Raw genomic sequence first — 24,051 nt, forward strand, 5'->3', positions numbered from 1 at the left:
CGAACGATTAAACCATATTTCAGAGTAGGCAGGAATTTGCACGTATGAAAAAGCCAGTCAAGGCGGTACTGTTCGATCTCGACGACACGCTGTGGTCGATCGGGCCGGTGTTGGTGCGCGCCGAGGCGGCGCTGTTCGACTGGATGCGCCAGCATGCGCCGCAGGTGCCGCAGCAGTTCAGCATCGAAACCCTGCAGGTCCGCCGCAAGGTGCTGATGGCGGGCAATCCGCGTTACCAGATCGACCTGTGGGCGCTGCGCCATGCGGTGCTGACCGAGGCCTTCAATATCTGCGGCGAAGACCTGTGCAAGGTCGATGCGGCGATGGACGTATTCAGCCGCGCACGCAGCGATGTGGTGCTGTATGACGATGTGCGGCCGAGCCTGACCCGGCTCGGCCAGCGCCACCTGCTCGGCACCATCTCGAACGGTTTCGCCGATCTGGCGACGATCGGCCTGGCCCATCATTTTCAGGTATCAATCGCGGCGCACCAGTTCGGCTGCGCCAAGCCCGACCGGGAAATCTTCCACGCCGCCTGTGACTTGCTGCACGTAGCGCCGGTCGAGGCGGTCTATGTCGGCGACGACCCGACCCGCGACATTGCGGGCGCGCAAGGTGCCGGCCTGCGCGCTGTCTGGCTGAATCGGGCCGACCTGCTGCCGCAACGCGGCCTGCCCCCCCATGTCAACCCGGATGCGGTGGTGTCCAATCTGTTTGAACTGGAGCAATGGCTCAGTACGCAGTAATCAAAATTCGGTAACAGGATTTACGCAATATAAAGAATGTAGGGTGCGCCATGCGCACCATTACCCGTGCCGACGCACCATTGGTGCGCATGGCGCACCCTACTTTTTCCGTGCAATGCTCACGCTGCCGTCGCCGGTTACAAATTACTGAAACGACAACATCCATCGGCAATTGCCCGATTGCATCATCGGCGCCACCACTGACGCGATGACAAAGCGCATAATGACAATTCGATCCACTCAGGTTCACGCCGCATGCCACGCCAGATGCAACTCGAACCCCGCGCACAAACCCTGCTCAAGGCCCTGGTTGAACGCTATATCGCCGACGGCCAGCCGGTTGGCTCACGCGCGCTGTCGCAGATCTCGGGGCTGGAGTTGTCGCCAGCCACGATCCGCAACATCATGGCCGACCTCGAGGCGATGGGTTTCGTCAGCAGCCCGCACACGTCAGCCGGCCGGATCCCGACGCCGCGCGGTTACCGTGTGTTCGTCGACAGGTTGCTGACGGCAAAAGGCATCGACGAGAGCGCGGTCGAGGCGCGGTTGCAATCGCGTCTACCGAACGCGCAGCCGCAAAAGACCATTGCGAATGCCGCGAAGATGCTGTCGTCGCTATCGCAATTTGCCGGCGTGGTACTGTCGCCGCGGCGCGAGTCGGTATTCCAGCAAATCGATTTTCTGCGCCTGTCCGAGAAACGCATTCTGCTGGTGATCGTCGCCCCCGGCGGCGATGTGCAAAACCGGCTGCTGCTGACCGACGTCGATTACACGCCGACCCAGCTGATCCAGGCGGCGAACTACATCAACCAGAATTACGGCGGCCTCAGTTTCGACGCAGTCAGTATCCGGCTGCAGGGCGAATTACGCCAGTTGCGCGACGACATGACGCGGCTGATGCAGGTCGCAGTCGAGGCCGGCAGCGAGGCGATGAGCGACAGCAGCGACGATGTGGTGATTGCCGGCGAGCGCAACCTGCTCTCCGTGTCCGATCTGGCGTCGAACATGACGTCGCTGCGTCAGTTGTTCGACATGTTCGAGCAGAAGACCGGCCTGCTGCAGCTGCTCAACGTGTCCAGCAAGGCGTCCGGCGTGCAGATCTTCATCGGCGGCGATTCCAGCCTGGTACCGATGGACGACATGAGCGTGGTCACCGCGCCGTATGCCGTCGACGGCAGGATCGTCGGCACGCTGGGGGTGATCGGCCCGACCCGGATGGCGTACGAACGGGTGATTCCGATTGTCGATATCACGGCCAAACTGTTGTCGAATGCGCTGAGTCACACTTAGCACTCGGCATGACCGGCACGAAAAAAACAAGGCTTCGATCAATGATCAAAGCCGTGTTTTTTTGCTTCATCCCGAGCCAATATCGCCGATACCGGCATCAATATTGCAAGTTCGCCATCAGTGCGCCGTCATCTCCCGCACCAGGTTTTCACCGCCGTAGATCTTGCCCAGCATCTCGGTGATTGCACCGCTGTGCACCGCGACCGTGCGGTTGATGCGGCCGTCGTACCAGAACGCACCGCCCAGCGAGTGGATATTGCCGTCGAAGATCAGGCCCACGATTTCACCGTTGCGGTTGATCATCGGGCTGCCGGAATTGCCGCCGATGATGTCGTTGGTGGTGACGAAATTGAAAGGCTGGGCCAGGTTCAGCCGGTCCTTCGCCTTGTGCCACGAGGCCGGCAACGCAAACGGCTCAGCCCCGGTATCGCGCTCGAATGCGCCGCCGATGGTGGTGAACGGTGCGATCTTCTTGCCGGCGTCATCCCAGCCTTTGACTTCGCCGTAGGACATGCGCAAGGTAAAGGTCGCGTCCGGATACGCATCCAGACCCTGCTGCGCAAAACGTGCCTGCGCAATCAGTTCCGAGTTCTTTTGCTCGACCGCCTCGACGTCCTGTTCAAATTGCTTGCGGATGGCACGGGCGTGCGGATCGATCGCCAGCGCCAGCTTGATGAACGGGTCGTTCGAGCTTGCGATCGCATCCTTGCCGCCGGTCCACAGCGCCTTGCGCACCGCCGGATCGCCCAGCTTGGTGCCGTCGATCAGCGCCGCGGCGAATTGATCCGGCGCCTGTTTGCCCAGCACCTGCTTGACGAACGCGTCGTCGGCGCCCATCGATTCGCGCATCTTGGTCAGCGACAGGCCGAGTGTGACTTTTTCGAAGTCGGGATACACCGGGGCGGTCGAGAACAATGTTTGCTCCAGCTCCGGCGTATTGGCATCGGTGAATTCCGGCAGCCGCTCGCCATTCGGTTTGCTGCGTTCGTCGGCGCCGCGCACCAGCATCCGCGCGTACTGGAAGTAATGGCTGTCGAAACCACGACCGCGCCCGACCATGGTCAGGGGCACGCTGAGCTGGCGCGCCGCCTGCTGCACCCTGTCGATCGCATCCCAGGCGCCGCCGAGCCGGGTCTTCAGATCCGGCCGGGACGCCACGAAGCGGCGCAACGCAGCCTCATCCTCCTGCTTTTTCTTCATCAGCGCCGGGTCCAGCATGGTCTCGAGCTGGCCCTTGAATACCTTGAAGCCGTTTTCCACGCCGAACAGTTCCGCTTCGGCCAGGCGCGCCGCCTCGGGGCCGGTCTTGGCGTATTGCTCCATCACGCCGCGCAGCTCCGACAATTGCAGCAGCCGCGGGATCAGCCCGGTATCGCGCAAGGTGGCCAGCTGCGACAGCGTCAGCTGACGCTGGGTCCGGCCCGGTTGACCGGTGACGAACACCATCTCGGCATCCTGTGCGCCGTTCTTGCTGAACGGGAAGTAATCCTTGATCACCGCCGGCTTGCCATTCTCGTACACGCGCAGCAGCGAGATGTCGAGGTCATAGCGCGGGAAATTGAAGTTGTCCGGATCGCCGCCAAAAAATGCCGCGGCCCGTTCCGGCGCCCACACCAGGCGGGTGTCCTGGAAGCGGTGGTATTTGTACACATGGTAACGGCCGCCGTGGTACAGGTTGACCACGTCGCAGCGCACCGTATCCTTGTCGCTGCCGACGCATTCCGAGCTCAGCCTGGCATTGATCGCGTCTTGCGCGCGCTTGAAGGCCTCGCCATCCAGGCCCTTGGTGGCGCTCTTGACCTGTTCGGTCACATCCTTGATCTGTTCCAGGCGATTGAGTTCGATCTCCGGGCAACGCACTTCTTGTTCGCGCTTGTTGGCCATGAAACCGTCGTTCATGTAATTTTTCTGCGCGCTCGACAATTGCTCCACGCATTCCGCCGCGCAATGATGATTGGTCATCACCAGACCGTCTTTTGAAATGAACGAGGCCGAGCAGCCGCCGGCAATCCGGGCCGAGCCGAGCATCACATGCTTGACCCAGTCGCCGCCGGGTGTGAAACCGTATTCGGCCTGCATCCGCTTGGCCGGCAGGTTGTCGAGGGTCCACATGCCCTCGGCGGCCAGCGTGATGCCGGGTATCGCGAGTGCTGCCAGTAACCAGTGAATTCGCATGATTGCTCCCTTTGCTTGGTGACAAAACCAAGCAATCTACTCGCTATCATTAGTGCTGGCAAGAAAGGAAAAGGCAGGGAAAAGCAGCGATCGCGCCACTCTGTACCGGCGCCTGATCCGGTACGATTTTATACTGGACGCAGTATAAAAAAAGCCCGTTCATCAACGGGCGGACGGGACAGGGTTTTGATTAATACTCCCCTGTTATTTCACTCCTGAAATAATTGATGCGGCGCAATAAAGCGACGTTCAAGCATCACTGCTGCAATCAAAAAAATTATCGGGCGCGATGCGGACAATCGGTTTTGCTGCAATGGGCGTACAACGCCAATGCATGCTCGGCAATTTCAAAGCCGCGCTGATGCGCAATGGTTTGCTGGCGCTTTTCGATTTCCTCGTCGAAAAATTCCTCGACCCGGCCACAGTCGAGGCACACCAGATGGTCGTGATGGGAGCCTTCGTTCAGCTCGAAAATGGCCTTGCCGGTTTCAAAATGATTACGGCTGAGCAAACCGGCCTGTTCAAACTGGGTCAGCACGCGGTACACGGTTGCCAGGCCGACATCCATATTCTCGGTGATCAGTATCTTGTAGACGTCTTCGGCGGTCAGGTGGCGCACCGCACTGTTCTGGAAAATTTCCAGTATTTTCAGGCGCGGCAGGGTCGCTTTCAGGCCGCTGGCTTTCAGGTCGGAGGGGGTATTGGTCATGTAATTGGTTGGATAACGGTGATCTGCTTTATCATATAGCGTTTTGGCGCCGAAGCTCAATCGAATTGCAGCGACGGGCTCACCATCTTGATATCCGACTTAAAGCCGCCCATGCGAATGTTGCTCTCGTATTCACATCATGCATTACGCCGTACACCCACCGCCGCTGGCGCTTTGTGCCTGGCACTGGCCGCGTGCCTGTCAGGTTGCGCCACCACCAGGAACCCGTTGATCGACGATGCCCCCGCGCCGCAAGCCGCCGCTGCAGCCACGGCGGCGCCGGCGGCTGAAGGCAGTGCGCCCGGCACCGCGCCGGTGGCGACAGCCGCCGAATCGGGAGTGAAAACCACCGGCCCGTCCAAGCTGCAGCGGGTGTTCGGCATATTCTCGCCGTACCGGATCACGATTCAGCAAGGCAATTTCGTGTCGGAAGAAATGGTCGCACAGTTGAATCCCGGCATGACCCAGGAACAGGTGCGCTTCGTGCTGGGCACGCCGCTGCTGACCGACCTGTTCCACGCCGACCGCTGGGACTATTTGTTCCGTCTGCAAAAAGGCGACGGTGAACTCACCACCAGTCGCGTCACGCTGTTCTTCAAGGACAAGCGTCTCGACCACTTCGAGGGCGGCAACCTGCCTACCGAAAACGAATACATCGCCCGTATCGCCGGCGCTCCGCAAAAAGCCACGGACGCGGCGCCGGAAGCGGCGCCGCCGCAAATCCACATCACAAAGTAATCACGCCATGACTCCATTGCCCCCATTGCAGATCGCCGTTGCAGGCGCCAGCGGCCGCATGGGCCGGATGCTGATCGAAGCGATCCAGAACGCGCCCGATACCATGCTGGCCGGCGCGCTGGACCAGCCGTCGTCACCGGCGATCGGCACCGATGCCGCGCAATTTCTGGGCCGACCAGCCGGCGTGTTGATCGAATCCGATTTCGCCAAGGGACTGGCCCAGGCCGACTATCTGATCGATTTCACCCGTCCCGAAGGCACGCTGGCGCATCTGGAATACTGCGCCGCGCACGGCATCAAGATGATCATCGGCACCACCGGCTTCGACGAGGCCGGCAAGGCGGCGATCGCCGCGGCGGCGCAGAAAACGGCGATCATGTTCGCGCCCAATATGAGCGTCGGCGTCAACGTCACGCTGAAACTGCTGGAATTGGCGGCGCAGAGTTTCAGCGAAGGGTATGACGTCGAAATTATCGAGGCGCATCACCGTCACAAGGTCGATGCGCCATCCGGCACCGCGCTGCAGATGGGTCAAGTGATCGCCGGCGCGATGGGCCGCAAGCTCGACGAGGTCGCCGTGTATGCGCGCGAAGGCGTGACCGGCGAGCGCGACCCGTCGTCGATCGGCTTCGCCACGATTCGCGGCGGCGATATCGTCGGCGACCACACGGTGCTGTTTGCCGGCATCGGCGAACGGATCGAAATCTCGCACAAGTCATCCAGCCGCGTCACCTACGCGCACGGCAGCCTGCGCGCGGCGCGCTTCCTGGCCGACAAGCGCAGCGGCTTGTACGACATGCAGGATGTGCTCGGGTTTCGCTGATATTGCTTGATTTCACCCGATTTTGACGGAGTATATTGCAACTCTGCATGATTTAATTGCGCAACAAGCCATCAAGCGGATGAGTATATTAGCGGCTTGTCAGCACCGGCAGCCTTCGATGAAACCGGGATACCACAGCAACCGTAGTACTGCAGCAACCATAAATCGACCCTGACCCCGGCCCCATGAATCCCGTTCTCGCACCGCAAGCTTCAGGACTGTCCCACTACTGGTCGCAAGGCGACGCGGTCAGCCACACAGTCGCCTATGTGCTGCTGCTGATGTCGCTGGTCAGCTGGTATTTCATCCTGTCCAAGAGCTGGAGTTCGTGGCGCATCCGCAAGAGCGCCGGCACGCTGGACGCATTCTGGAAGGCGCCGACCCTGCCCGACGCGATCGCCGTGATACGCCAGGCCGATAGCGAGAACGTGTTCACGCCGCTGGCGGCGCAAAGCGTCGAAGCCGCCAGCATGAAGGCGCAGAGCGGCTCGCCGGCTTCGCTGAATGCCAGCATCGATCCCAGTGAACTGATCACGCGCACCCTGCGCCAGGCGATCAACCGCGTGTCGTCGCGCCTCGAAGCCGGCCTGACACTGCTGGCCTCGGTCGGCGCCACCGCACCGTTTGTCGGCCTGCTCGGCACCGTATGGGGCATTTATCATGCGCTGGCGGCGGTATCGACGGCCGGCACAGTGCAGATCGACAAGGTTGCCGGCCCGGTCGGCGAGGCGCTGATCATGACTGCGCTCGGACTGACGGTAGCGATCCCGGCGGTGTTGGCCTATAACGCATTTAACCGCGTCAACCGGCTGACACTGGCCGAACTCGACGCCTTCGCGCACGATTTGCACGCCTACCTGACCACCGGCGCGCGCGTGATTGGCAAAGAAGCCTGACCTCATCTCAAGCGGGAGTCGACATGACCTTTGGCGGATTCAACGACCAGCAGCACGCGGCACCGATGTCCGAGATCAACGTCACGCCGATGGTCGACGTGATGCTGGTACTACTGGTGATCTTCATCATCACCGCACCGCTGTTCACGCACGCGATCAAACTCGATCTGCCGAATGCGCGCTCGGCCGCCGCACCGGACCAGCCCGAGACGATTTCCCTGTCGATCGACGCCCAGGGCAAGCTGTACTGGAACCAGGATCCAGTCGCGCCGGACGCGCTCGGCGCGAAGCTGGCAGCCGCGGCACAAAAGTCGCCGCAACCTGAACTGCAGCTGCGCGCCGACAAGGACACCCGTTACGAGGTGATCGCGCAGGTGATGGCGGCAGCGCAGAGCAATAATCTGGGCAAGCTCGGCTTCGTTACCGAACCGAAGCCAGGGATGGCAGCGGCCTCCACACAGACCAATATCCAGGCGAAACCATAATGACCAAAGTCATCCTCGACGGCGCCGCCATCCGCGACTGGGCCGCGTTTCACAACCTGTGCGAACAGGCGTTCGGCTTTCCTGAGTTCTATGGCCGCAATATGAACGCGTGGGTCGATTGCCTCAGTTATCTGCGTGACGACGACGGCATGTCGAAGTTCCATCTGACCGAACATGAGGTGTTGCAGATCGAATTGCTGCATGCCGAACAGCTGCGCCAGAGCGCGCCCGAGATTCTGGAAGAGCTGGAATTTTGCATCGCCGCCCTTAACGAACGCTATGAGGATTACGGCGAACTGCCGGCGCTGTCGCTGCTGCTGCGCTGATCCGGCGCCGATATCCGGGCGCTAGCGTGGTCCGGGCGCACCCGCGCGGCTGGACCCCGGATTGAGCAAGTAGGATGGGTGCAACCCATCATCCAGGTCCGCAATGATGGGTTGCACCCATCCTACTTGCCACTTGTTTAATGCGATGGCCCGGGGTCCGGACGCAGCGGCGAGGCGGAGCAGCAGATTGAGCCCGTATAATGCTCGGTTCAAATCACTTTTTTGGCCGCATCCCTCATGCAAGAAAAATACAGCCCAGCCGACGTCGAACAATCCGCCCAAGCCCATTGGCGGGCCATCGACGCCTACAAAGCAGTCGAAAACGATCCCCGTTTCCCGAAAGGCAAGTTCTACGCCTGTTCGATGCTGCCCTACCCTTCGGGCAAGCTGCACATGGGCCATGTGCGCAATTACACCATCAACGACGTGATGTACCGCTACCTGCGGATGAATGGCTACAACGTGCTGATGCCGATGGGCTGGGACGCGTTCGGGATGCCGGCCGAAAATGCGGCAATCGCCAACAACGTGCCGCCGGCGCAATGGACTTATTCCAACATCGCGCACATGAAGCAGCAGATGCAGGCGATCGGCCTGGCAATCGACTGGTCGCGCGAAATGACCGCCTGCAGGCCGGAATACTATCGCTGGAATCAGTGGCTGTTCCTGAAGATGCTGGAAAAAGGCATCATCTACAAGAAAACCGGCACCGTAAACTGGGACCCGGTCGACCAGACCGTGCTGGCTAACGAACAGGTGATCGACGGTCGCGGCTGGCGTTCCGGCGCGCAAATCGAAAAGCGCGAGATACCAATGTACTACGCGCGGATCACCGACTACGCCGAAGAATTGCTGGATCACGTCAACCACAATCTGCCCGGCTGGCCGGAGCGGGTGCGCGTGATGCAGTCGAACTGGATCGGCAAGTCGACCGGGGTACGCTTCGCATTCCCGCACGAGATCAAGGACGACGACGGCAAGCTGATTAACGACGGCAAGCTGTGGGTGTTTACCACCCGCGTCGACACCATCAAGGGCGTGACCTTCTGCGCGGTGGCACCGGAACATGCGCTGGCGACTCACGCCGCCAAATCGAATCCGGAACTGGCCGAGTTCATCGCCGAGTGCAAGAAAGGCGGCGTGGCCGAGGCCGACATGGCGACGATGGAAAAGAAAGGCATGCCGACCGGCCTGTTCGTCAAGCACCCGCTGACCGGCCAGCTGCTCGAAGTCTGGGTCGGCAACTACGTGCTGATCACCTACGGCGACGGCGCGGTAATGGGCGTGCCGGCGCACGACGAGCGCGATTTTGCATTTGCCCATAAATATGTACTGCCGATTCGACAGGTGATCGCGGTCGAAGGCCAGACCTTTTCCGAAGCAAGCTGGCACGACTGGTACGACGACAAGGAACTCGGGGTCTGCATCGACTCCGGCAAATACGACGGCATGGCGTATCAGGACGCGGTCGATGCGATCGCCGCCGACCTCGCCGAGCTGGGCCTGGGCGAAAAGAAGATCACCTACCGCTTGCGCGACTGGGGCATCTCGCGCCAGCGTTACTGGGGTACGCCGATCCCGATCATCCACTGCGAACACTGTGGCGCGGTGCCGGTGCCGGAGCAGGATTTGCCGGTGGTGTTGCCGGAAGACTGTGTGCCGGACGGCAGCGGCAACCCGCTCAACAAGCATGAAAAATTCCTGCACGTCGATTGCCCGCAATGCGGCAAGCCGGCGCGGCGCGAGACCGACACCATGGATACCTTCGTCGACTCGTCCTGGTATTACATGAAATACACCTCGCCTGACGCCGGTAACGCCATGGTCGACCAGCGCAACGATTACTGGATGCCGATGGACCAGTATATCGGCGGCATCGAGCATGCGGTGATGCACCTTCTGTACGCGCGCTTCTGGACCAAGGTGATGCGCGACTTCGGGCTGGTCAAGTTCGACGAGCCATTCGTCAACCTGCTGACCCAAGGCATGGTGCTGAACGAAACCTATTACCGCGAAGAGGCCGGCGGCAAGAAGACCTGGTTCAACCCGGACGATGTCGAACTGAAGCTGGACGACAAGGGTCGGCCGCTGTCGGCGCGACTGAAATCCGATGGCGCTGCGGTCGAAATCGGCGGCATCGAAAAGATGTCAAAATCGAAGAACAACGGCATCGACCCGCAAGCGCAAATCGACCAGTACGGCGCCGACACCGCACGCATGTTCACGATGTTCGCGTCGCCGCCGGAACAGACACTGGAATGGTCGGGCAGCGGCGTCGAAGGTGCGAACCGTTTCCTCAAGCGCGTGTGGGCGTATGCATACGCGCAAGCCGGACGCATAGCGGCGGGCGCCGGCGCTCTGAAGGATTTGACCGATACGCACAAGAGCTTGCGCCGTGAAATCCACAAGATTTTGCAGCAGGCCGACCACGACTTGAAGCGCACGCAATACAACACCGTCGTATCGGCCTGCATGAAAATGTTGAACACGCTGGAAGGCGCCAAGCTCGATGACAGCGCGGTATCGAATGCCGTGATCGCCGAAGGCCTGTCGATATTCCTGCGCGTGCTGAACCCGGTGGCGCCGCACATCACCCATGTGCTGTGGCAGGAACTCGGCTACGCCAAGGCAGATGGTGACATTCTCGACGCCCCTTGGCCGCAGGTCGACGCGGCCGCGTTGGTGCAGGCCGAGATCGAACTGATGATCCAGGTCAACGGCAAGTTGCGCGGCAGCATCACGGTCGCCAAGGATGCCGACAAGGCAACCATCGAAGCGGCCGCACTCGCCAACGAGCAGGCGCAACGCTACATCGAAGGCACGCCGAAGAAGATCATCATCGTGCCTGGCAAACTGGTCAATATCGTGGCCTGATGGATTGCCTGTAACAAGGAAAATCGTACAAGGCAAATCGGACAAGACTAATCGGACAGGACTAAACGGGATGTTCAAGATGCAGTTTTCAAAGGCCCAAAACGCCGGCCACTTGCTCGCTCAGGTGCGCGGCTACGCACTGCTCGTGCTGGCAGCGTGCGCGCTGTCGGCCTGCGGCTTCCACCTGCGCGGCTCGACCGGCAAGACCAGCCTGCCGTTCAAGTCGATCTATGTGGCGTTGCCGGAATCTTCACCACTCGGTGCCGAGCTCAAGCGCAACTTGCGCGCCGGCGGCGATACCACGGTGGTGGCCGATCCGAAGGCGGCCCAGGTCGTGATGGAAGTGCTGTCGGAGGCGAAGAACAAACAGATCCTGTCCCTCAACTCGCAGGGCCGGGTACGCGAATATTCGCTGACGTATACGCTGGTGTTTCGGGTCAAGGACAGCCAGGAACGCGAAGTCCTGGCACCAACCGAGATCACGCTGAAACGCGCGATCAGCTATAACGAGAATCAGGCGCTGGCCAATGAAAGTGAAGAAGCGCTGTTGTATCGCGACATCCAGACCGATCTGGTACAGCAGCTGATGCGCCGCCTTGGCGCACTGCGGCTGGCGCCCTGAAGGGCCACGATGCAATTGCGGGTCGATGCCCTTGACGGCCATTTGGCGAAGACGCTGGCGTCGCTGTATGTGATCACCAGCGACGAGCATCTGCTGGCGCTGGAAGCGGCCGACAAGATCCGCAAGACGGCGCGCGCGCAAGGATTTTCCGAGCGCGAAGTGCTGAGCGTGGAGCGCAGCTTTAAATGGGGCGAATTGCTGGCCGCCAACCAGTCGCAATCGCTGTTCGGCGACAAGAAGCTGATCGAAGTGCGGATTCCGGGCGGCAAACCCGGCAAGGAAGGCGGCCAGGCTTTGCAGCAGTATGGGGCCAGTCTGAGCCCCGACAATGTCACGATCATCACGCTGCCGAAGCTGGACTGGGCCACCCAAAAGGCAGCCTGGGTTGCCAGCCTGCAACAGACGGCGGTGTACATCGATATCCCGCTGGTCGAGCGCGCACAATTGCCGAACTGGATCGGCACCCGACTGGCGGCGCAGCGCCAAAGCGCGGACCGCCCAAGCATCGACTTCATCGTCGAACGGGTCGAGGGCAATCTGCTGGCCGCCCATCAGGAAATCCAGAAGCTCGGCCTGCTGCACCCGGAAGGCAAGCTGAGTTTCGAGCAGATCCACGACGCGGTGCTGAACGTCGCGCGCTATGACGTATTCAAGCTGAGCGAGGCCATGCTGGGCGGCGATGTGGCGCGCCTGGTGCGCATGCTCGAAGGCCTGAAAGGCGAGGGCGAGGCGTTGCCGCTGGTGTTATGGGCGGTCGCCGAGGAGATCCGCACACTGTTAAAATTAAAATCCGGTGTGGCGCAAGGCCGGCCGCTGGGCGTGCTGCTGAAGGAATACCGGATCTGGGGCCCGCGCGAACGGTTGATGGAGCCAGCGCTGCGACGTCTGACATTACCGGTGTTGGAAAGCGCGCTGCAGCGGGCGGCGCAGATCGACAAGATGGTCAAGGGGCTGCGGGCGAAAGCCTACGCCGGTGATAGCTGGGATGCGTTGTTGCAGCTGGGGCTGACGGTGGCACGCGGGCCCTGAACCGAGAAATTGCTATTGTTAATTCAAATTAATTGGGGCTTGCGCAAGATGCGTAATTTCGTAGGATGGGTGAAACCCATCATTGGGCCCCAAAAGAGAAAGATGGGTTGCACCCATCCTACTTTCTCGCGGCTGAATCGGTATTCCGGCAGCGCGGACTCACGTTCTGCGTCGTTCCAGCGTTCTCTGGGATGACGACCCGATTTATCGACGTACCCGACAATCAATAATTATGGACATCAAACTCTACATCACTCAAGTCGGCCAGCGCGCCCGCAAAGCGTCGCGCGCGATGGCCAAGGCCAATACCGGCGTCAAGAATCAGGCGCTGGCACTGATTGCCGCCGCGATCCGGCGCGATGCCGCGCTGCTGCGTGCCGCCAATGAACAGGATCTGGCGGCGGCCCGCGCCAACGGACTGACCGACGCGATGCTCGACCGCCTGACGCTGTCCGACCAGGCGATCGCCACCATGATCGAAGGGCTGGAACAGATCATCGCCCTGCCCGATCCGATCGGCGAAATTTCGAACATGAAATACCGCCCGACCGGTATCCAGGTCGGGCAGATGCGCGTGCCGCTGGGCGTGATCGGCATCATTTACGAGGCGCGCCCGAACGTCACAGTGGACGCCGCCGGCCTGTGCATCAAGAGCGGCAACGCGACGATCCTGCGCGGCGGCTCGGAAGCGATCCATTGCAATCAGGCCTTGGCAAAGCTGGTGCAGGAAGGCCTGCTGGGTGCCGGCCTGCCGGCTGACGCGGTGCAGGTGATCGAGACCACCGATCGCGCCGCGGTCGGCGAGCTGATCACGCTGCCGCAATACGTCGATGTGATCGTGCCACGCGGCGGCAAGGGCCTGATCGAGCGCCTGATGCGTGAATCGAAGGTGCCGATGATCAAGCATCTGGACGGCATCTGCCATGTGTATATCGACGACAAGGCCGACCAGAAAAAGGCGCTCGACATCGCGTTCAATGCCAAATGCCATCGCTATGGCACCTGCAACACCATGGAAACGCTGCTGGTGGCGCGCAACATTGCGCCACTGCTGCTGCCTGAACTGGCAAAACTGTACGCCGCCAAAGACGTGGAATTACGTGCCGATGGCGAGGCGCGTGGCATTCTGTCCGGCTATCCGCATTTATCGGCCGCGAGCGAGGAAGACTGGCGCACCGAATACCTGGCGCCGATTCTGGCCATCAGGGTCGTGGCCGATGTGGACGCAGCGATCGAGCACATCAACCATTATTCGTCGCAACACACCGACGCCATCGTGACCGAAGATTACAGCCGCGCGATGCGCTTTCTGCGTGAAGTCGATTCGGCGTCGGTGATGGTGAATGCATCGACCCGCTTCGCCGACGGCTTCGAATATGGGCTTGGCGCCGAGATTGGCATTTCGAATGATAAGCTGCACGCGCGTGGACCGGTCGGACTGGATGGCCTGACCTCGTTGAAGTATGTCGTGCTGGGGCATGGCGAAGTACGTGTGTAGACGCCGCTGATGCGTGTTTAGCGGCGCGGAAAAAAGCAAGAAAAACCAGCAAAAAGCTCACAAGGAATTACATGCTCTGGATCAAATCCCTGCACATCGTCTTCATCATCTCCTGGTTCGCCGGCCTGTTCTACCTGCCGCGCATCCTGGTGAACCTGGCGATGGAAACCGAAACTGTCGCGACCGAACGACTGCTGACGATGGCGCGCAAGCTGTACCGCTTCATGTCGTTGCTGATGATTCCGACACTCGTATTCGGCCTGTGGCTGTGGCTCGGTTACGGCATCGGCAAAGGGCCGGGCAATGCATGGCTGCATGTCAAACTTCTGTTGGTGCTACTGCTGATCGGATATCACCACGCCTGCGGTGCGCTGTTGAAAAAATTCGAAAATGCGCGCAATACCCGCAGTCATACCTGGTTTCGCTGGTTCAACGAAGTGCCGGTCGTGCTGCTGCTGGCGATCGTGATTCTGGTGATCGTCAAACCGTTCTGAAACTGGACTGGACCCGCCATGAACAAGCTTTGTGAATATTATTTCGCGCCGCAATCACCGTGGGCCTACCTCGGCCACGCGCGACTGGTCGCGATGGCGAAAACGCATGCTGTGCAGGTCGAGCCGAAACCCTGCGACCTCGGCAAGATATTTTCAGCGTCCGGCGGTTTGCCGCTGGCGCAACGCGCGCCGCAACGGCAGGCGCACCGACTGCAGGAATTGCAGCGCTGGAGCGAGTATCTCCAGTTGCCGCTGAACCTGCAGCCGCAATTCTTTCCGGTGTCCGGCGACGCCGCCGCCCGCCTGATCGTTGCGATACGGCTGGCGCACGGTGGCGAGATGGCGCTGACCATCAGTGGCGCCATCATGCGCGCGGTCTGGGTCGAGCAAAAAAATATTGCCGACGCCGATACGCTGGCCGGGATTGCCTTTGACTGCGAACTGGACGGCAAGATGCTGCTGAAATCTTCGGAGACCGCCAGCGTGCAGGCAGAATACGAGCGCTACACCGACGATGCACTGACCGCCAATGTGTTCGGCTCGCCTTGGTATGTGGTCGATGGCCAAGGATTCTGGGGCCAGGACCGGCTCGATTTCGTCGAACGGGCGTTTGCCAAATAGCAGAGTGCCCCGAGCGGCCCGCTGAAACTACGATCCACCATCTTGGGGAGTATTGGCAAAAATAGGAGCCATGGCCGCGATTTTATTGGCCCTCTTAAAATACACGCCGCAGTATATTATTTACAGAAATTCTCGTTCCAAAAGACCGCATACCATGTTGTGGTCTGGACCGAGCAAGACAAGCAGACGCAACATCACGCAATACGATTTACTACGGATAAAAGGTTCCCCCATGTCTCAAGCCAATTCTCAAGCACATTCTCCCGCCAACATTTCACATTCCTATTTTTGTCCCTGCCCGCGCGGGCTGGAAGCGGCGCTGGCCGAAGAGATCGGCGAAATCGCGCTGCACAGCAAGACGCTGAAAGTCCACAACCAGGTGCCGGGTGGCGTGCATTGCTCGGGCCAGTTGACCGATGCCTACCTGCTCAACCTGCATTCGCGCATCGCCTCGCGCGTGCTGATGCGCATGGCGCATGCCGGCTATCTCAACGAGAACGACATCTACGACCTGACCCTGGCGCAGCCATGGGAAGACTGGTTCGGCGTCGACCACACGATCCGGGTCGATGTCACGGCCGTCAAATCGCCGGTCAAAAGCCTGGAATTCATCACGCTGAAAATCAAGGATGCGATCTGCGACCGCTTCCGCGATCAGTTCGGCAAGCGGCCCTCAGTCGACACCGGCGCACCCGACATGCGCATCGTCGGCTTTCTCGATGCACGCAACTTCACACTCTATCTCGATACCTCCGGCGAGGCGCTGTTCAAGCGCGGCTGGCGCGACGAGACCGGTGACGCGCCGCTGCGCGAGAATCTGGCAGCGGGACTGCTGCGCGTATCGGGCTGGAAGCCGGGCATGACGCTGTTCGATCCGATGTGCGGCTCCGGAACCATTCTCGCGGAAGCGGCGCAGATGCTGGCCGGCATCCCGGCCGGTGCGCGCCGCCGTTTCGCCTTCGAAAAATTCCACGACTTTGACAGCGCGCAATGGCTGGCCATTAAAACCGGTTTCAAGCCGAATCCGCTGCCGACCACGCCCACCATTTTCGGCAGTGACATTTCGGGCGACATGATCGCGATCGCGCGCGACAACTTGCGCAACGCCGGCATCATGTTCGAGCTGCCGCTGAAACAGATCGAGGCGCAGGAAGTCAAGCCGCCGCGCGAAGCGATCGACCTTCCCGAAGGCGCACCGGCCGGCATCATGCTGACCAACCCGCCCTACGGTGAGCGGATCGGCGTGCGCGGCGATAGTACCGTCCCGGCCGACGACATGGCCGCCGCATTCTACAGCGCCTTCAGCACCACGCTCAAGCAGCGCTTCGCCGGCTGGCAGGTATTCCTGTTTACCGCCGATCTCGGTCTGCCGAAACTGCTGCGTCTGAAAGAAGCGCGCAAGACGCCGTTCTTCAACGGCGCGCTGGAGTGCCGGCTGTTCCGCTTCGACATGGTGGCCGGCTTCAACCGGCGCGAAGAAGCCAAGCCGAAACCGGTATAGACCGCAGCCTTCGGTCGCCATCCCGACCGGCCATCTGAGCCATTCGCACACACCATCCTGACAAGCCTCCTGACATAACGCTGTCAGGAGGGCCGGCGCATGATGCGTGCATGCCATCCGGCATGCACAACGCCTACCGTCAGGAGACCATCATGCACACAAGAATCAACTGGTTCGAAATCCCGTCTGCCGACTTCCAACGCGCCACCACATTTTACGAAACCCTGTTCGCAACCGAGCTCAAAGTGGAAGATACCGGCCCGGTCAAGATGGCCATTTTTCACGATGCCACCGGCGATGGTTGCGGCTGCGTCGCGCAGTTCGAGCATTACCGGCCGAGCGCCAACGGCCCCGTGATCTACCTCGATGCCGGCCCATCGATCGACCGGGTACTGGCCCGCATCGAGCCGGCCGGCGGCAGCATCCAGATGGGCAAAACCGAATTGCCGCGCGAACTCGGTTACATCGCCCACTTCATCGATACCGAAGGCAACCGGCTGGCCCTGCACGCGATGGCCTAAATCATCGAGGGCAAATGGACTGGACGGCGACCGGTCCATTTGCCAGAATGGCAGGTCGAATGCGGCACAATCACCAATACCACGGAGCGCACATGATTTACCAAGGCGGATGCCATTGCGGGAAAATTGCGTTTGAAGTCGAAGGTGAGTTGACCCAGGCGATCGAATGCAATTGTTCACATTGCAGCAAAAAAGGTTATCTGCTGTGGTTCCTGGCGCGCGCGCAGTTGCGGCTGTCCAGCCCCGCAGACGCGCTGGCGACCTATACCTTCAACAAGCACGCAATCAAGCATCACTATTGCCCGGACTGTGGCTGCGCGCCGTTCGGCGTCGGCGCTAGCCCTGCCGGCGCTGCCACGGCCGCGGTCAACGTGCGTTGCCTGGAAGGTGTCACGCCATCGACATTGACGATCGTGCCGGTGGATGGACGCTTTATTAAAACAACGGCTGCGCCTCAACGGCTCTTTTCGTAAGCCAACGAACCGATGCGCCGCGCCGACCGCCTGTTCCAGATCGCGCAGTATCTGCGTGGCCGCCGACTGACCACGGCCAGGCAGCTGGCCGACTGGTTAAGCGTATCCGAGCGCACCATTTACCGCGACGTGCGCGACCTTTCCTTGTCCGGCGTGCCGGTCGAAGGCGAGGCCGGTGTCGGCTACCGGATCAAGGCCGGCTTCGATCTGCAACCGTTAATGTTCTCGCCCGACGAGATTGACGCGCTGGTCATTGGCATGCGCATGGTGCAGGCCTGGGCCGGCCCGCAATTGGCGGCGTCAGGTGCGGCCGCGCTGGCCAAGATCACGCTGGCCCTGCCGCAAGACAAACGCGATTTTGTCGAGGCTACCCCGCTGTTTGCGCCGAGCTTTCATATCGAACCGTTGCATGGCGAACGGCTGGAAGCGATCCGTCAGGCGATTGCGCAGCGGCGCAAGCTACAGCTCGACTATACCGATGCGCAGAACCGCGATACGCAGCGCACCATCTGGCCGCTGGCCCTGTATTTCTGGGGCGGCGGCTGGTCGATCGCGGCATGGTGCGAGACGCGCTCCGATTTTCGTTCGTTCCGGCTCGACCGACTGCGCGCGATGGGCCATGGCGCTCCCTATCCCGACCACAGTGGGCGACGTCTGCCGGACTTCGTCCGCGCCGTCAAAAAGAGTCGTGAATCTCGTTGATACGCGTTGATTCGGGTGGCCCCCGACGATGGCATCGGCGCGATTGCGCTATCCTTGATCCTTTGCGAGCGGTAAGAATTGCCTGCAGCATCCTCCTTCATATTCAACCGAAAAATCATTGAAAGTACCCGCCACAGTGTCCTCGAACTCAGATAAACAGCTGTCGACCGGACCAAGTACCGCGATCCTGCTCAGCAATAGCGCCCTGGCGCTGATGCTGGCCGGCTTGGCCATGCTTGGCCCGTTTTCGGTCGACACCTACCTGCCGGCATTTCCCAATATTCAGGCGTCGCTGCATACCGATGCGCTGCAGGTGCAGCAAACGCTGACGGCTTACATGCTGTCGTTCGCGGTGATGATGCTGTGGCATGGCGCCTTGTCGGATTCGTTCGGACGCCGCAACATCATTCTCGGTTCGCTGGCCGTTTTTGCGCTTGCGACTTTCGGCTGCGCCGCCTCGCACAGCATCGAATACCTCTGGGTGTTTCGCGTGGTGCAGGGCGTGTCAGCCGGCGCCGGCGCGGTGATCGGGCGCGCCATCATCCGCGACCTGTATGCGGGCGCGGCAGCGGCCCGGCTGCTGTCGCTGGTGACCATGATTTTTTCGATTGCGCCGGCGATTGCGCCGATCCTGGGCGGCTGGATCGTCAAGCTGCTGGACTGGCGCGCGATCTTCCTGTTCCTGTTTGGCTACACGGTGATCTTGCTATGGTACTGCTACCGGCATTTGCCGGAGACGCTGCCACCGGTGAAGCGCCAGCCGTTCAACCCCCGCGTGCTGGCCCAGAGTTACCAGCGCGTGTTTCGTTCGCCGCTGTTTCATCTGAAATCGGGTACCGTCGCCTTCAATTTTGCCGGGCTTTTCCTGTATGTCGCGGCCGCGCCGACCTTCATCACCAAGCATCTCGGACTGGGCGCCGACCAGTTCGGCTGGCAATTCATTCCGGCCGTGAGCGGGATCTTTTGTGGTGCGCTGGCAGCCAACCGGCTGGCCGGCAGGATCAGGATTCCGCAACAGGTGCTGATCGGTTTCATGTTTCTGATCGGTGCGGCCTCATGTAATGTGATCTATCACGCTTTCCTGCCGCCAGCACTGCCCTGGTCGGTCATGCCACTGTTCTTTTATACCTTCGGCATGTCGATGGTCGCACCCGGCGCGACGCTGTTGGTGCTCGACCTGTTTCCGACCATCCGCGGCATCGTCGCGTCCTGCCAGTCGTTCGCAGTGACGCTGCTGGCCGCGCTGGTGTCGGGCCTGTTCGCGCCCTTTCTGTCGCACTCGGTGCTGTGGCTGGCGGCCGGTCAGCTCGGCTTTGGGCTGTGCGGTCTGGGCTGCTGGCTGGCCGGGCGCTCGTACCGGAACATGCTAAACAGGCGCAGCGGCAATGCGTGGGAGTCGGTGGAAGAGACCTAGGAGCCTGTCGGACTTACGGAATCGAAGCGAAAAATTAGCTGAACGAGGACAGATTTTGCCGGGTTTGCAGCGTCAATAGCGAGCTATTGACCAAAAGGCCGGTGAAATATGGACCGTTCAGGTAATTTTGCAGCCGATTCTCCGTAAGTCCGACAGGCTCCTACGACTACGTCACCGGAGTTCGTTCATTTGGTACCGGTCAAAACCTTGCGGTCGTCCCAGCCCTTCGACAAGCTCAGGATAAACTGGCCTGCGGCCACGCTGGGACCCAGTGGCGTCGGTAACACATCGTAAACCTTCATTTCATGCACGACTCTTTATCGATTTGATTGAGAGGTGAGGCCGATATACATGCGGCAGGTACGACGCTGGGTCCCAGCGTTCGCTGGGACGACGACACCAATAATTCCAACGAACTTAACCAGTGGATTGAAAAAGGCGCTCGATCGAGCGCCTTTTTCATGGGGTCGAAGCCACCGCACTACGGCGCCCACACAGCTTATCTGGCATCGCCACTGGTCACCGGGATCCCCTTGAACTGGCCGGCAATCACGCTCTTGCCAGCCTTCGGGCGCGCATAGCGCTTCGGGTCGAAGCGATGCAGCAGTGCCGCCTCGCGTTCCTTGGCCAGGCTCACATTATCGAGCTTGATATGGCCGTAACCGCGGATCCGTTCAGGGATCGCCGCGATATCGACTGCCAGCGACAGATTGTCTGGCGTGATCTGCGGCAGCAATTCCTGTATCCGGCTTTGGTAGGCGCCAATCAGCGCGCGCTCCATGCGACGCTCTTCGGTCTTGCCGAACACGTCGAGCCAGCTACCGCGCAAACCCTTGGCCTTGGCCATCACGCGCAGCGCCGACATCATCCACGGGCCGAAGCGGCGTTTGCGCGGTGCGCCGCCGTTGGCGCCGGATTTGGCGACCACCGGCGGCGCCATGTGGAATTCCAGCGTGAAGTCGCCTTCAAACTGACTCTCGAGCTGCTTGCGGAAACTGCCGTCGGTGTACAGCCGCGCGACCTCATACTCGTCCTTGTAGGACATCAGTTTCGAGAAATTGTGCGCGACCTTGCGCGTCAGTCCCAGTTCGCCGTCCTGGCCGACCGCCTGCTGCTCGGCGCGGCGCACCTGCTCGACCAGCGCCACATAGCGCTGCGCATAGGCGGCGTTCTGGTAGGCCGTCAGATGGGCGACACGATGCACAATCAGTTGGTCGAGCGTCATGCTGACCGGCTGTTGCTGGGCATCGATTCCGGCCAGTTGGTCCAGCGCCTGCGGGTTGGCGGCGGCCAGGCGACCGAGGTTGAATGCCATCTTATTCATGTCGACCGCCACATTGTTGAGCTCGATCGCACGCAGCATGGCTTTCAATCCCAGCGGGATCATGCCGCACTGCCATGCGAAACCCATCGCCAGGATATTGGCGCCGATCGAGTCGCCCAGAAATTGGGTGGCCAGTGCCTGGGCATCGAGCGTCTCGATCTGCTGTTCGCCGGCCGCGTGGGTGATCTTCTCCAGCAACGCGTCGACGTGCAGTTCGGCGTCCGGATTATGGATCGATTCCGATACCGGGATCTCGTGCATATTGGCCAGCACGCGGGTGCGACCGTGGCGCACGGTCTGCAGTGCGTCATTCGAGGCGCCGACCACCAGATCGCACGCGAGCAAGGCGTCCGCCTGTTGGGTATCGATGCGGACCTGGTTCAGATGCACGCGGTCCTGCGCGAAACGCACGAACGACAGCACCGAGCCGCCCTTCTGCGCGAAGCCCATGAAGTCGAGCACGCTGGCGTGCTTATGCTCCAGATGGGCCGCCATCGTGATCAGCGCGCCGACCGTAACGATACCGGTGCCGCCGACACCGGTCACCAGCATGTCGTAGGGGCCGGTCCAGACATGGGCAGCCGGTTGCGGCAGCTGGTCGATGTATTGCGCCAGGGCGTCGCTACCGGCGCTGCCGGCGTCGCGCAAGGCACCGCTGCGCTGGCGCAGCTTGCCGCCGAGTACGCTGACGAAGCTCGGGCAGAAACCATTGACGCACGAGTAATCCTTGTTGCAGCTCGATTGATCGATGGTGCGCTTGCGGCCGAATTCGGTTTCCAGCGGCAGCACCGACAGGCAGTTCGATTGCGTGCCGCAATCGCCGCAGCCTTCGCACACCGACTGGTTGATGAACAGGCGTTTTTGCGGATCGACCAGCTCGCCTTTCTTGCGGCGGCGGCGCTTTTCGGCGGCGCAGGTCTGCTCGTAGATCAGCACCGTGACACCGGCGATCTCGCGCATGGTGCGTTGCACTTGATCCAGCTCGCCGCGCTCGTGGAAGCTGGTGTAGGCCGGAAACTTATGCTTGATCGCAGCGTATTTGCTGATGTCGTCGGACACGATCGCCAGCGCCTTGACGCCTTCAGCCTCGACCTGGCGCGCCATCTGGTCGACCGAAATGCTGCCATCGATCGGTTGGCCGCCGGTCATCGCGACGGCGTCGTTGTACAGGATCTTGTAGGTGATATTCGACTTGGCGGCGACCGATTGTCGGATCGCCAGATAGCCGGAGTGGTAATAGGTGCCGTCGCCCAGATTCTGGAACACGTGCGGCACCTTGGTGAAGCGGCCGTGCGCGGCCCAGTCGACGCCCTCGCCGCCCATCTGGATCAGGCCGGTCGTTTCGCGGTCCATCCAGCTCGCCATGAAGTGGCAGCCGATACCGGCCTGCGCGCGCGAGCCTTCCGGCACCTTGGTCGAGGTGTTGTGCGGACAGCCGGAGCAGAAGTACGGCACCCGCTTGACCGCATCGCCGGCGTTCGACAGCAGCGACGGCAGCATGAAATCGGTCACATTCTGGCGCCGGTCCAGCGCCGCACTGTGCTCGGCCAGCCAGTTGGCGACCAGCTCGATCAGGCGCGACGGGCGCAACTCGCCGAGCGATGAAATCTGCGTCTTGCCATGCGCGTCCTGCTTGCCGCTGATGACCGGACGCACCCCGTCGATGCCGTTGTAGAACAGCTCGCGCAACTGGCCTTCGACGATCGGCGCTTTTTCTTCGATCACCAGAATCTGTTCCAGACCGCGCGCGAAGTCGAGCATGCGGCCCGCTTCGAGCGGATACGACAGGCCGACCTTGTACAGCCGGATGCCGGCCGCGGCCAGCTCGTCGAGCGACAGGCCGAGCCGGCGCAATACTTCGATCAGGTCGTAATGCACCTTGCCGCAGGTGATGATGCCGCGGGTGGCGTGCGGCGCGGTGATGATGTGGCGGTCGATGCTGTTGACGCGCGCAAACGCCCTGACCGCGTCGAGCTTGTGTTCCAGGCGCGCCTCGATCTTTAGCGACGGCAGATCCGGCCAGCGGTAATGCAGGCCGTCGGCCGGTTCGGCGTAACCGCTGACAGCGCGCACTTCGTCGGCCGACTTCCACTCTGCGACGCGGGCATTGGTGTCATCCAGGTCGACCGTCATGCCGCTCTCGACCACCTCCGACAATGCGGTCAAGCCAACCCACGCGCCGGAAAAGCGCGACAGGGCCCAGCCGTACAGGCCGAATTCAAGATATTCGGCGACGCTGGCCGGCGTCACCGTCGGCACGCTCCAGGCCTGGAATGCGCGATCGCTCTGATGCGGCATCGATGACGACACGCAGCCGTGGTCGTCACCGGCCACGATCAGCACCCCGCCCTTGGGCGACGAGCCATAGGCGTTGCCATGTTTCAGCGCGTCGCCGGCACGATCGACGCCGGGGCCCTTGCCATACCAGTAGGCGAACACGCCATCGACGGTGCGATCCGGATCGGATTCAATCTGTTGCGAACCGAGCACGGCGGTGGCGCCCAGTTCCTCATTAATGGCCGGAAGAAACTCGATTTTCTGCTCACCGAGCGCTTTCTTCGCCTTCCACAGGGCCTGATCGACCATGCCCAGCGGCGAACCGCGATAGCCGCTGATAAAGCCGGCAGTATTCCAGCCCTGAGCCACGTCCAGCGCCTTTTGCATCAGCGGCAGCCGCACCAGCGCCTGGGTACCGGTCAGGAATACCTGGCCGCTGCTGGCCTGCAGGTTGTCCGACAATTTGTAATCGGCGCGAAACTGGGTCTCTTCCATCTGTGTCTCATCCATCTG

21 protein-coding genes are annotated in these 24,051 nt (G+C 61.1%); 18 read left to right on the forward strand and 3 right to left on the reverse strand.

Going from position 1 to position 24,051, the window contains the following annotated elements:
- Positions 1 to 44 precede the first annotated feature (44 nt).
- Both ACFOFO_RS20305 and hrcA read left to right on the forward strand, forming a co-directional pair.
- Complete coding sequence (locus tag ACFOFO_RS20305) at positions 45 to 746, forward strand: HAD family hydrolase (protein WP_390326810.1); 702 nt, start codon at positions 45 to 47, stop codon at positions 744 to 746.
- 267 nt (positions 747 to 1,013) lie between these two features.
- Complete coding sequence (gene hrcA, locus ACFOFO_RS20310; RefSeq protein WP_390326813.1) at positions 1,014 to 2,036, forward strand: heat-inducible transcriptional repressor HrcA; 1,023 nt, start codon at positions 1,014 to 1,016, stop codon at positions 2,034 to 2,036.
- Positions 2,037 to 2,153: 117 nt separating this feature from the next.
- Here hrcA and ACFOFO_RS20315 read toward each other — a convergent pair whose 3' ends face one another.
- Together ACFOFO_RS20315 and fur are read right to left on the reverse strand one after the other, a co-directional pair.
- On the reverse strand, positions 2,154 to 4,211 hold the full coding sequence (locus ACFOFO_RS20315; protein ID WP_390332611.1) for a S46 family peptidase: 2,058 nt from the start codon (positions 4,209 to 4,211) through the stop codon (positions 2,154 to 2,156).
- 277 nt (positions 4,212 to 4,488) lie between these two features.
- Positions 4,489 to 4,920: a ferric iron uptake transcriptional regulator gene (gene fur / locus ACFOFO_RS20320; RefSeq protein WP_390326814.1), complete on the reverse strand. Its 432-nt coding sequence runs from the start codon at positions 4,918 to 4,920 to the stop codon at positions 4,489 to 4,491.
- Between the two features lie 111 nt (positions 4,921 to 5,031).
- Between fur and ACFOFO_RS20325 the strand changes: the two genes are divergently transcribed.
- From ACFOFO_RS20325 to ACFOFO_RS20400, 16 genes are all read left to right on the forward strand, one after another.
- A complete protein-coding gene (locus ACFOFO_RS20325; protein ID WP_390326816.1) occupies positions 5,032 to 5,658 on the forward strand; it encodes an outer membrane protein assembly factor BamE in 627 nt (208 codons plus the stop codon).
- A gap of 16 nt (positions 5,659 to 5,674) precedes the next feature.
- Positions 5,675 to 6,481: a 4-hydroxy-tetrahydrodipicolinate reductase gene (gene dapB, locus ACFOFO_RS20330; protein WP_390328244.1), complete on the forward strand. Its 807-nt coding sequence runs from the start codon at positions 5,675 to 5,677 to the stop codon at positions 6,479 to 6,481.
- A gap of 185 nt (positions 6,482 to 6,666) precedes the next feature.
- Entirely contained in the window at positions 6,667 to 7,377 is a 711-nt protein-coding gene (locus ACFOFO_RS20335) for a MotA/TolQ/ExbB proton channel family protein (protein ID WP_390326818.1), read from the forward strand.
- Positions 7,378 to 7,400: 23 nt separating this feature from the next.
- On the forward strand, positions 7,401 to 7,862 hold the full coding sequence (locus ACFOFO_RS20340) for an ExbD/TolR family protein (protein ID WP_390326821.1): 462 nt from the start codon (positions 7,401 to 7,403) through the stop codon (positions 7,860 to 7,862).
- A complete protein-coding gene (locus ACFOFO_RS20345) occupies positions 7,862 to 8,188 on the forward strand; it encodes a barstar family protein (protein ID WP_390326823.1) in 327 nt (108 codons plus the stop codon). Before ACFOFO_RS20340 ends, ACFOFO_RS20345 begins: the two co-directional genes overlap by 1 nt.
- A 237-nt stretch (positions 8,189 to 8,425) precedes the next feature.
- Positions 8,426 to 11,062 carry a leucine--tRNA ligase gene (leuS, locus tag ACFOFO_RS20350; RefSeq protein ID WP_390332614.1) on the forward strand — a complete coding sequence of 879 codons (2,637 nt, stop codon included), beginning with the start codon at positions 8,426 to 8,428 and terminating at the stop codon, positions 11,060 to 11,062.
- 70 nt (positions 11,063 to 11,132) lie between these two features.
- On the forward strand, positions 11,133 to 11,684 hold the full coding sequence (locus ACFOFO_RS20355) for an LPS-assembly lipoprotein LptE (protein WP_390332617.1): 552 nt from the start codon (positions 11,133 to 11,135) through the stop codon (positions 11,682 to 11,684).
- A 9-nt stretch (positions 11,685 to 11,693) separates the two neighbouring features.
- Positions 11,694 to 12,713 (forward strand): DNA polymerase III subunit delta, encoded by a 1,020-nt coding sequence (holA, locus tag ACFOFO_RS20360; RefSeq protein WP_390326830.1) that lies wholly within the window; start codon positions 11,694 to 11,696, stop codon positions 12,711 to 12,713.
- Between the two features lie 232 nt (positions 12,714 to 12,945).
- Positions 12,946 to 14,211, forward strand: a complete 1,266-nt coding sequence (locus ACFOFO_RS20365; protein ID WP_390326832.1) for a glutamate-5-semialdehyde dehydrogenase — start codon at positions 12,946 to 12,948, stop codon at positions 14,209 to 14,211.
- 71 nt (positions 14,212 to 14,282) lie between these two features.
- Complete coding sequence (locus tag ACFOFO_RS20370; protein WP_390326835.1) at positions 14,283 to 14,705, forward strand: CopD family protein; 423 nt, start codon at positions 14,283 to 14,285, stop codon at positions 14,703 to 14,705.
- Positions 14,706 to 14,723: 18 nt separating this feature from the next.
- Complete coding sequence (locus tag ACFOFO_RS20375; protein ID WP_390326837.1) at positions 14,724 to 15,326, forward strand: 2-hydroxychromene-2-carboxylate isomerase; 603 nt, start codon at positions 14,724 to 14,726, stop codon at positions 15,324 to 15,326.
- A gap of 232 nt (positions 15,327 to 15,558) precedes the next feature.
- The gene (locus ACFOFO_RS20380; RefSeq protein ID WP_390326840.1) at positions 15,559 to 16,827 is read left to right on the forward strand and encodes a THUMP domain-containing class I SAM-dependent RNA methyltransferase; all 1,269 of its coding nucleotides are present in this window, start codon (positions 15,559 to 15,561) and stop codon (positions 16,825 to 16,827) included.
- Positions 16,828 to 16,979: 152 nt separating this feature from the next.
- Complete coding sequence (locus tag ACFOFO_RS20385; protein ID WP_390326842.1) at positions 16,980 to 17,348, forward strand: VOC family protein; 369 nt, start codon at positions 16,980 to 16,982, stop codon at positions 17,346 to 17,348.
- 92 nt (positions 17,349 to 17,440) lie between these two features.
- Complete coding sequence (locus tag ACFOFO_RS20390) at positions 17,441 to 17,821, forward strand: GFA family protein (RefSeq protein ID WP_390326844.1); 381 nt, start codon at positions 17,441 to 17,443, stop codon at positions 17,819 to 17,821.
- Between the two features lie 12 nt (positions 17,822 to 17,833).
- On the forward strand, positions 17,834 to 18,523 hold the full coding sequence (locus tag ACFOFO_RS20395; RefSeq protein WP_390332620.1) for a helix-turn-helix transcriptional regulator: 690 nt from the start codon (positions 17,834 to 17,836) through the stop codon (positions 18,521 to 18,523).
- 118 nt (positions 18,524 to 18,641) lie between these two features.
- Positions 18,642 to 19,937 carry a multidrug effflux MFS transporter gene (locus ACFOFO_RS20400; protein WP_390332623.1) on the forward strand — a complete coding sequence of 432 codons (1,296 nt, stop codon included), beginning with the start codon at positions 18,642 to 18,644 and terminating at the stop codon, positions 19,935 to 19,937.
- A 499-nt stretch (positions 19,938 to 20,436) separates the two neighbouring features.
- Here the strand turns inward: ACFOFO_RS20400 and ACFOFO_RS20405 are convergent, their stop codons facing one another.
- Positions 20,437 to 24,048 carry an indolepyruvate ferredoxin oxidoreductase family protein gene (locus ACFOFO_RS20405; protein WP_390326849.1) on the reverse strand — a complete coding sequence of 1,204 codons (3,612 nt, stop codon included), beginning with the start codon at positions 24,046 to 24,048 and terminating at the stop codon, positions 20,437 to 20,439.
- Positions 24,049 to 24,051: the final 3 nt, after the last annotated feature.

Source organism: Pseudundibacterium arcticum (assembly GCF_042646465.1).
Classification (GTDB): Bacteria; Pseudomonadota; Gammaproteobacteria; order Burkholderiales; family Burkholderiaceae_D; genus Undibacterium_A; species Undibacterium_A arcticum.

What these genes read in the sequence shown, in the direction of transcription:
- ACFOFO_RS20380 (WP_390326840.1), top strand. Translation starts at nt 15,559, where the DNA reads ATGTCTCAAGCCAATTCTCAAGCACATTCTCCCGCCAACATTTCACAT.
- ACFOFO_RS20365 (WP_390326832.1), top strand. Translation starts at nt 12,946, where the DNA reads ATGGACATCAAACTCTACATCACTCAAGTCGGCCAGCGCGCCCGCAAA.
- ACFOFO_RS20385 (WP_390326842.1), top strand. Translation starts at nt 16,980, where the DNA reads ATGCACACAAGAATCAACTGGTTCGAAATCCCGTCTGCCGACTTCCAA.
- ACFOFO_RS20345 (WP_390326823.1), top strand. Translation starts at nt 7,862, where the DNA reads ATGACCAAAGTCATCCTCGACGGCGCCGCCATCCGCGACTGGGCCGCG.
- ACFOFO_RS20305 (WP_390326810.1), top strand. Translation starts at nt 45, where the DNA reads ATGAAAAAGCCAGTCAAGGCGGTACTGTTCGATCTCGACGACACGCTG.
- ACFOFO_RS20325 (WP_390326816.1), top strand. Translation starts at nt 5,032, where the DNA reads ATGCGAATGTTGCTCTCGTATTCACATCATGCATTACGCCGTACACCC.
- ACFOFO_RS20355 (WP_390332617.1), top strand. Translation starts at nt 11,133, where the DNA reads ATGTTCAAGATGCAGTTTTCAAAGGCCCAAAACGCCGGCCACTTGCTC.
- ACFOFO_RS20395 (WP_390332620.1), top strand. Translation starts at nt 17,834, where the DNA reads ATGCGCCGCGCCGACCGCCTGTTCCAGATCGCGCAGTATCTGCGTGGC.
- ACFOFO_RS20375 (WP_390326837.1), top strand. Translation starts at nt 14,724, where the DNA reads ATGAACAAGCTTTGTGAATATTATTTCGCGCCGCAATCACCGTGGGCC.
- ACFOFO_RS20340 (WP_390326821.1), top strand. Translation starts at nt 7,401, where the DNA reads ATGACCTTTGGCGGATTCAACGACCAGCAGCACGCGGCACCGATGTCC.
- ACFOFO_RS20390 (WP_390326844.1), top strand. Translation starts at nt 17,441, where the DNA reads ATGATTTACCAAGGCGGATGCCATTGCGGGAAAATTGCGTTTGAAGTC.
- leuS (WP_390332614.1), top strand. Translation starts at nt 8,426, where the DNA reads ATGCAAGAAAAATACAGCCCAGCCGACGTCGAACAATCCGCCCAAGCC.
- holA (WP_390326830.1), top strand. Translation starts at nt 11,694, where the DNA reads ATGCAATTGCGGGTCGATGCCCTTGACGGCCATTTGGCGAAGACGCTG.
- ACFOFO_RS20335 (WP_390326818.1), top strand. Translation starts at nt 6,667, where the DNA reads ATGAATCCCGTTCTCGCACCGCAAGCTTCAGGACTGTCCCACTACTGG.
- hrcA (WP_390326813.1), top strand. Translation starts at nt 1,014, where the DNA reads ATGCAACTCGAACCCCGCGCACAAACCCTGCTCAAGGCCCTGGTTGAA.
- fur (WP_390326814.1), bottom strand. Translation starts at nt 4,920, where the DNA reads ATGACCAATACCCCCTCCGACCTGAAAGCCAGCGGCCTGAAAGCGACC.
- ACFOFO_RS20315 (WP_390332611.1), bottom strand. Translation starts at nt 4,211, where the DNA reads ATGCGAATTCACTGGTTACTGGCAGCACTCGCGATACCCGGCATCACG.
- ACFOFO_RS20370 (WP_390326835.1), top strand. Translation starts at nt 14,283, where the DNA reads ATGCTCTGGATCAAATCCCTGCACATCGTCTTCATCATCTCCTGGTTC.
- ACFOFO_RS20405 (WP_390326849.1), bottom strand. Translation starts at nt 24,048, where the DNA reads ATGGATGAGACACAGATGGAAGAGACCCAGTTTCGCGCCGATTACAAA.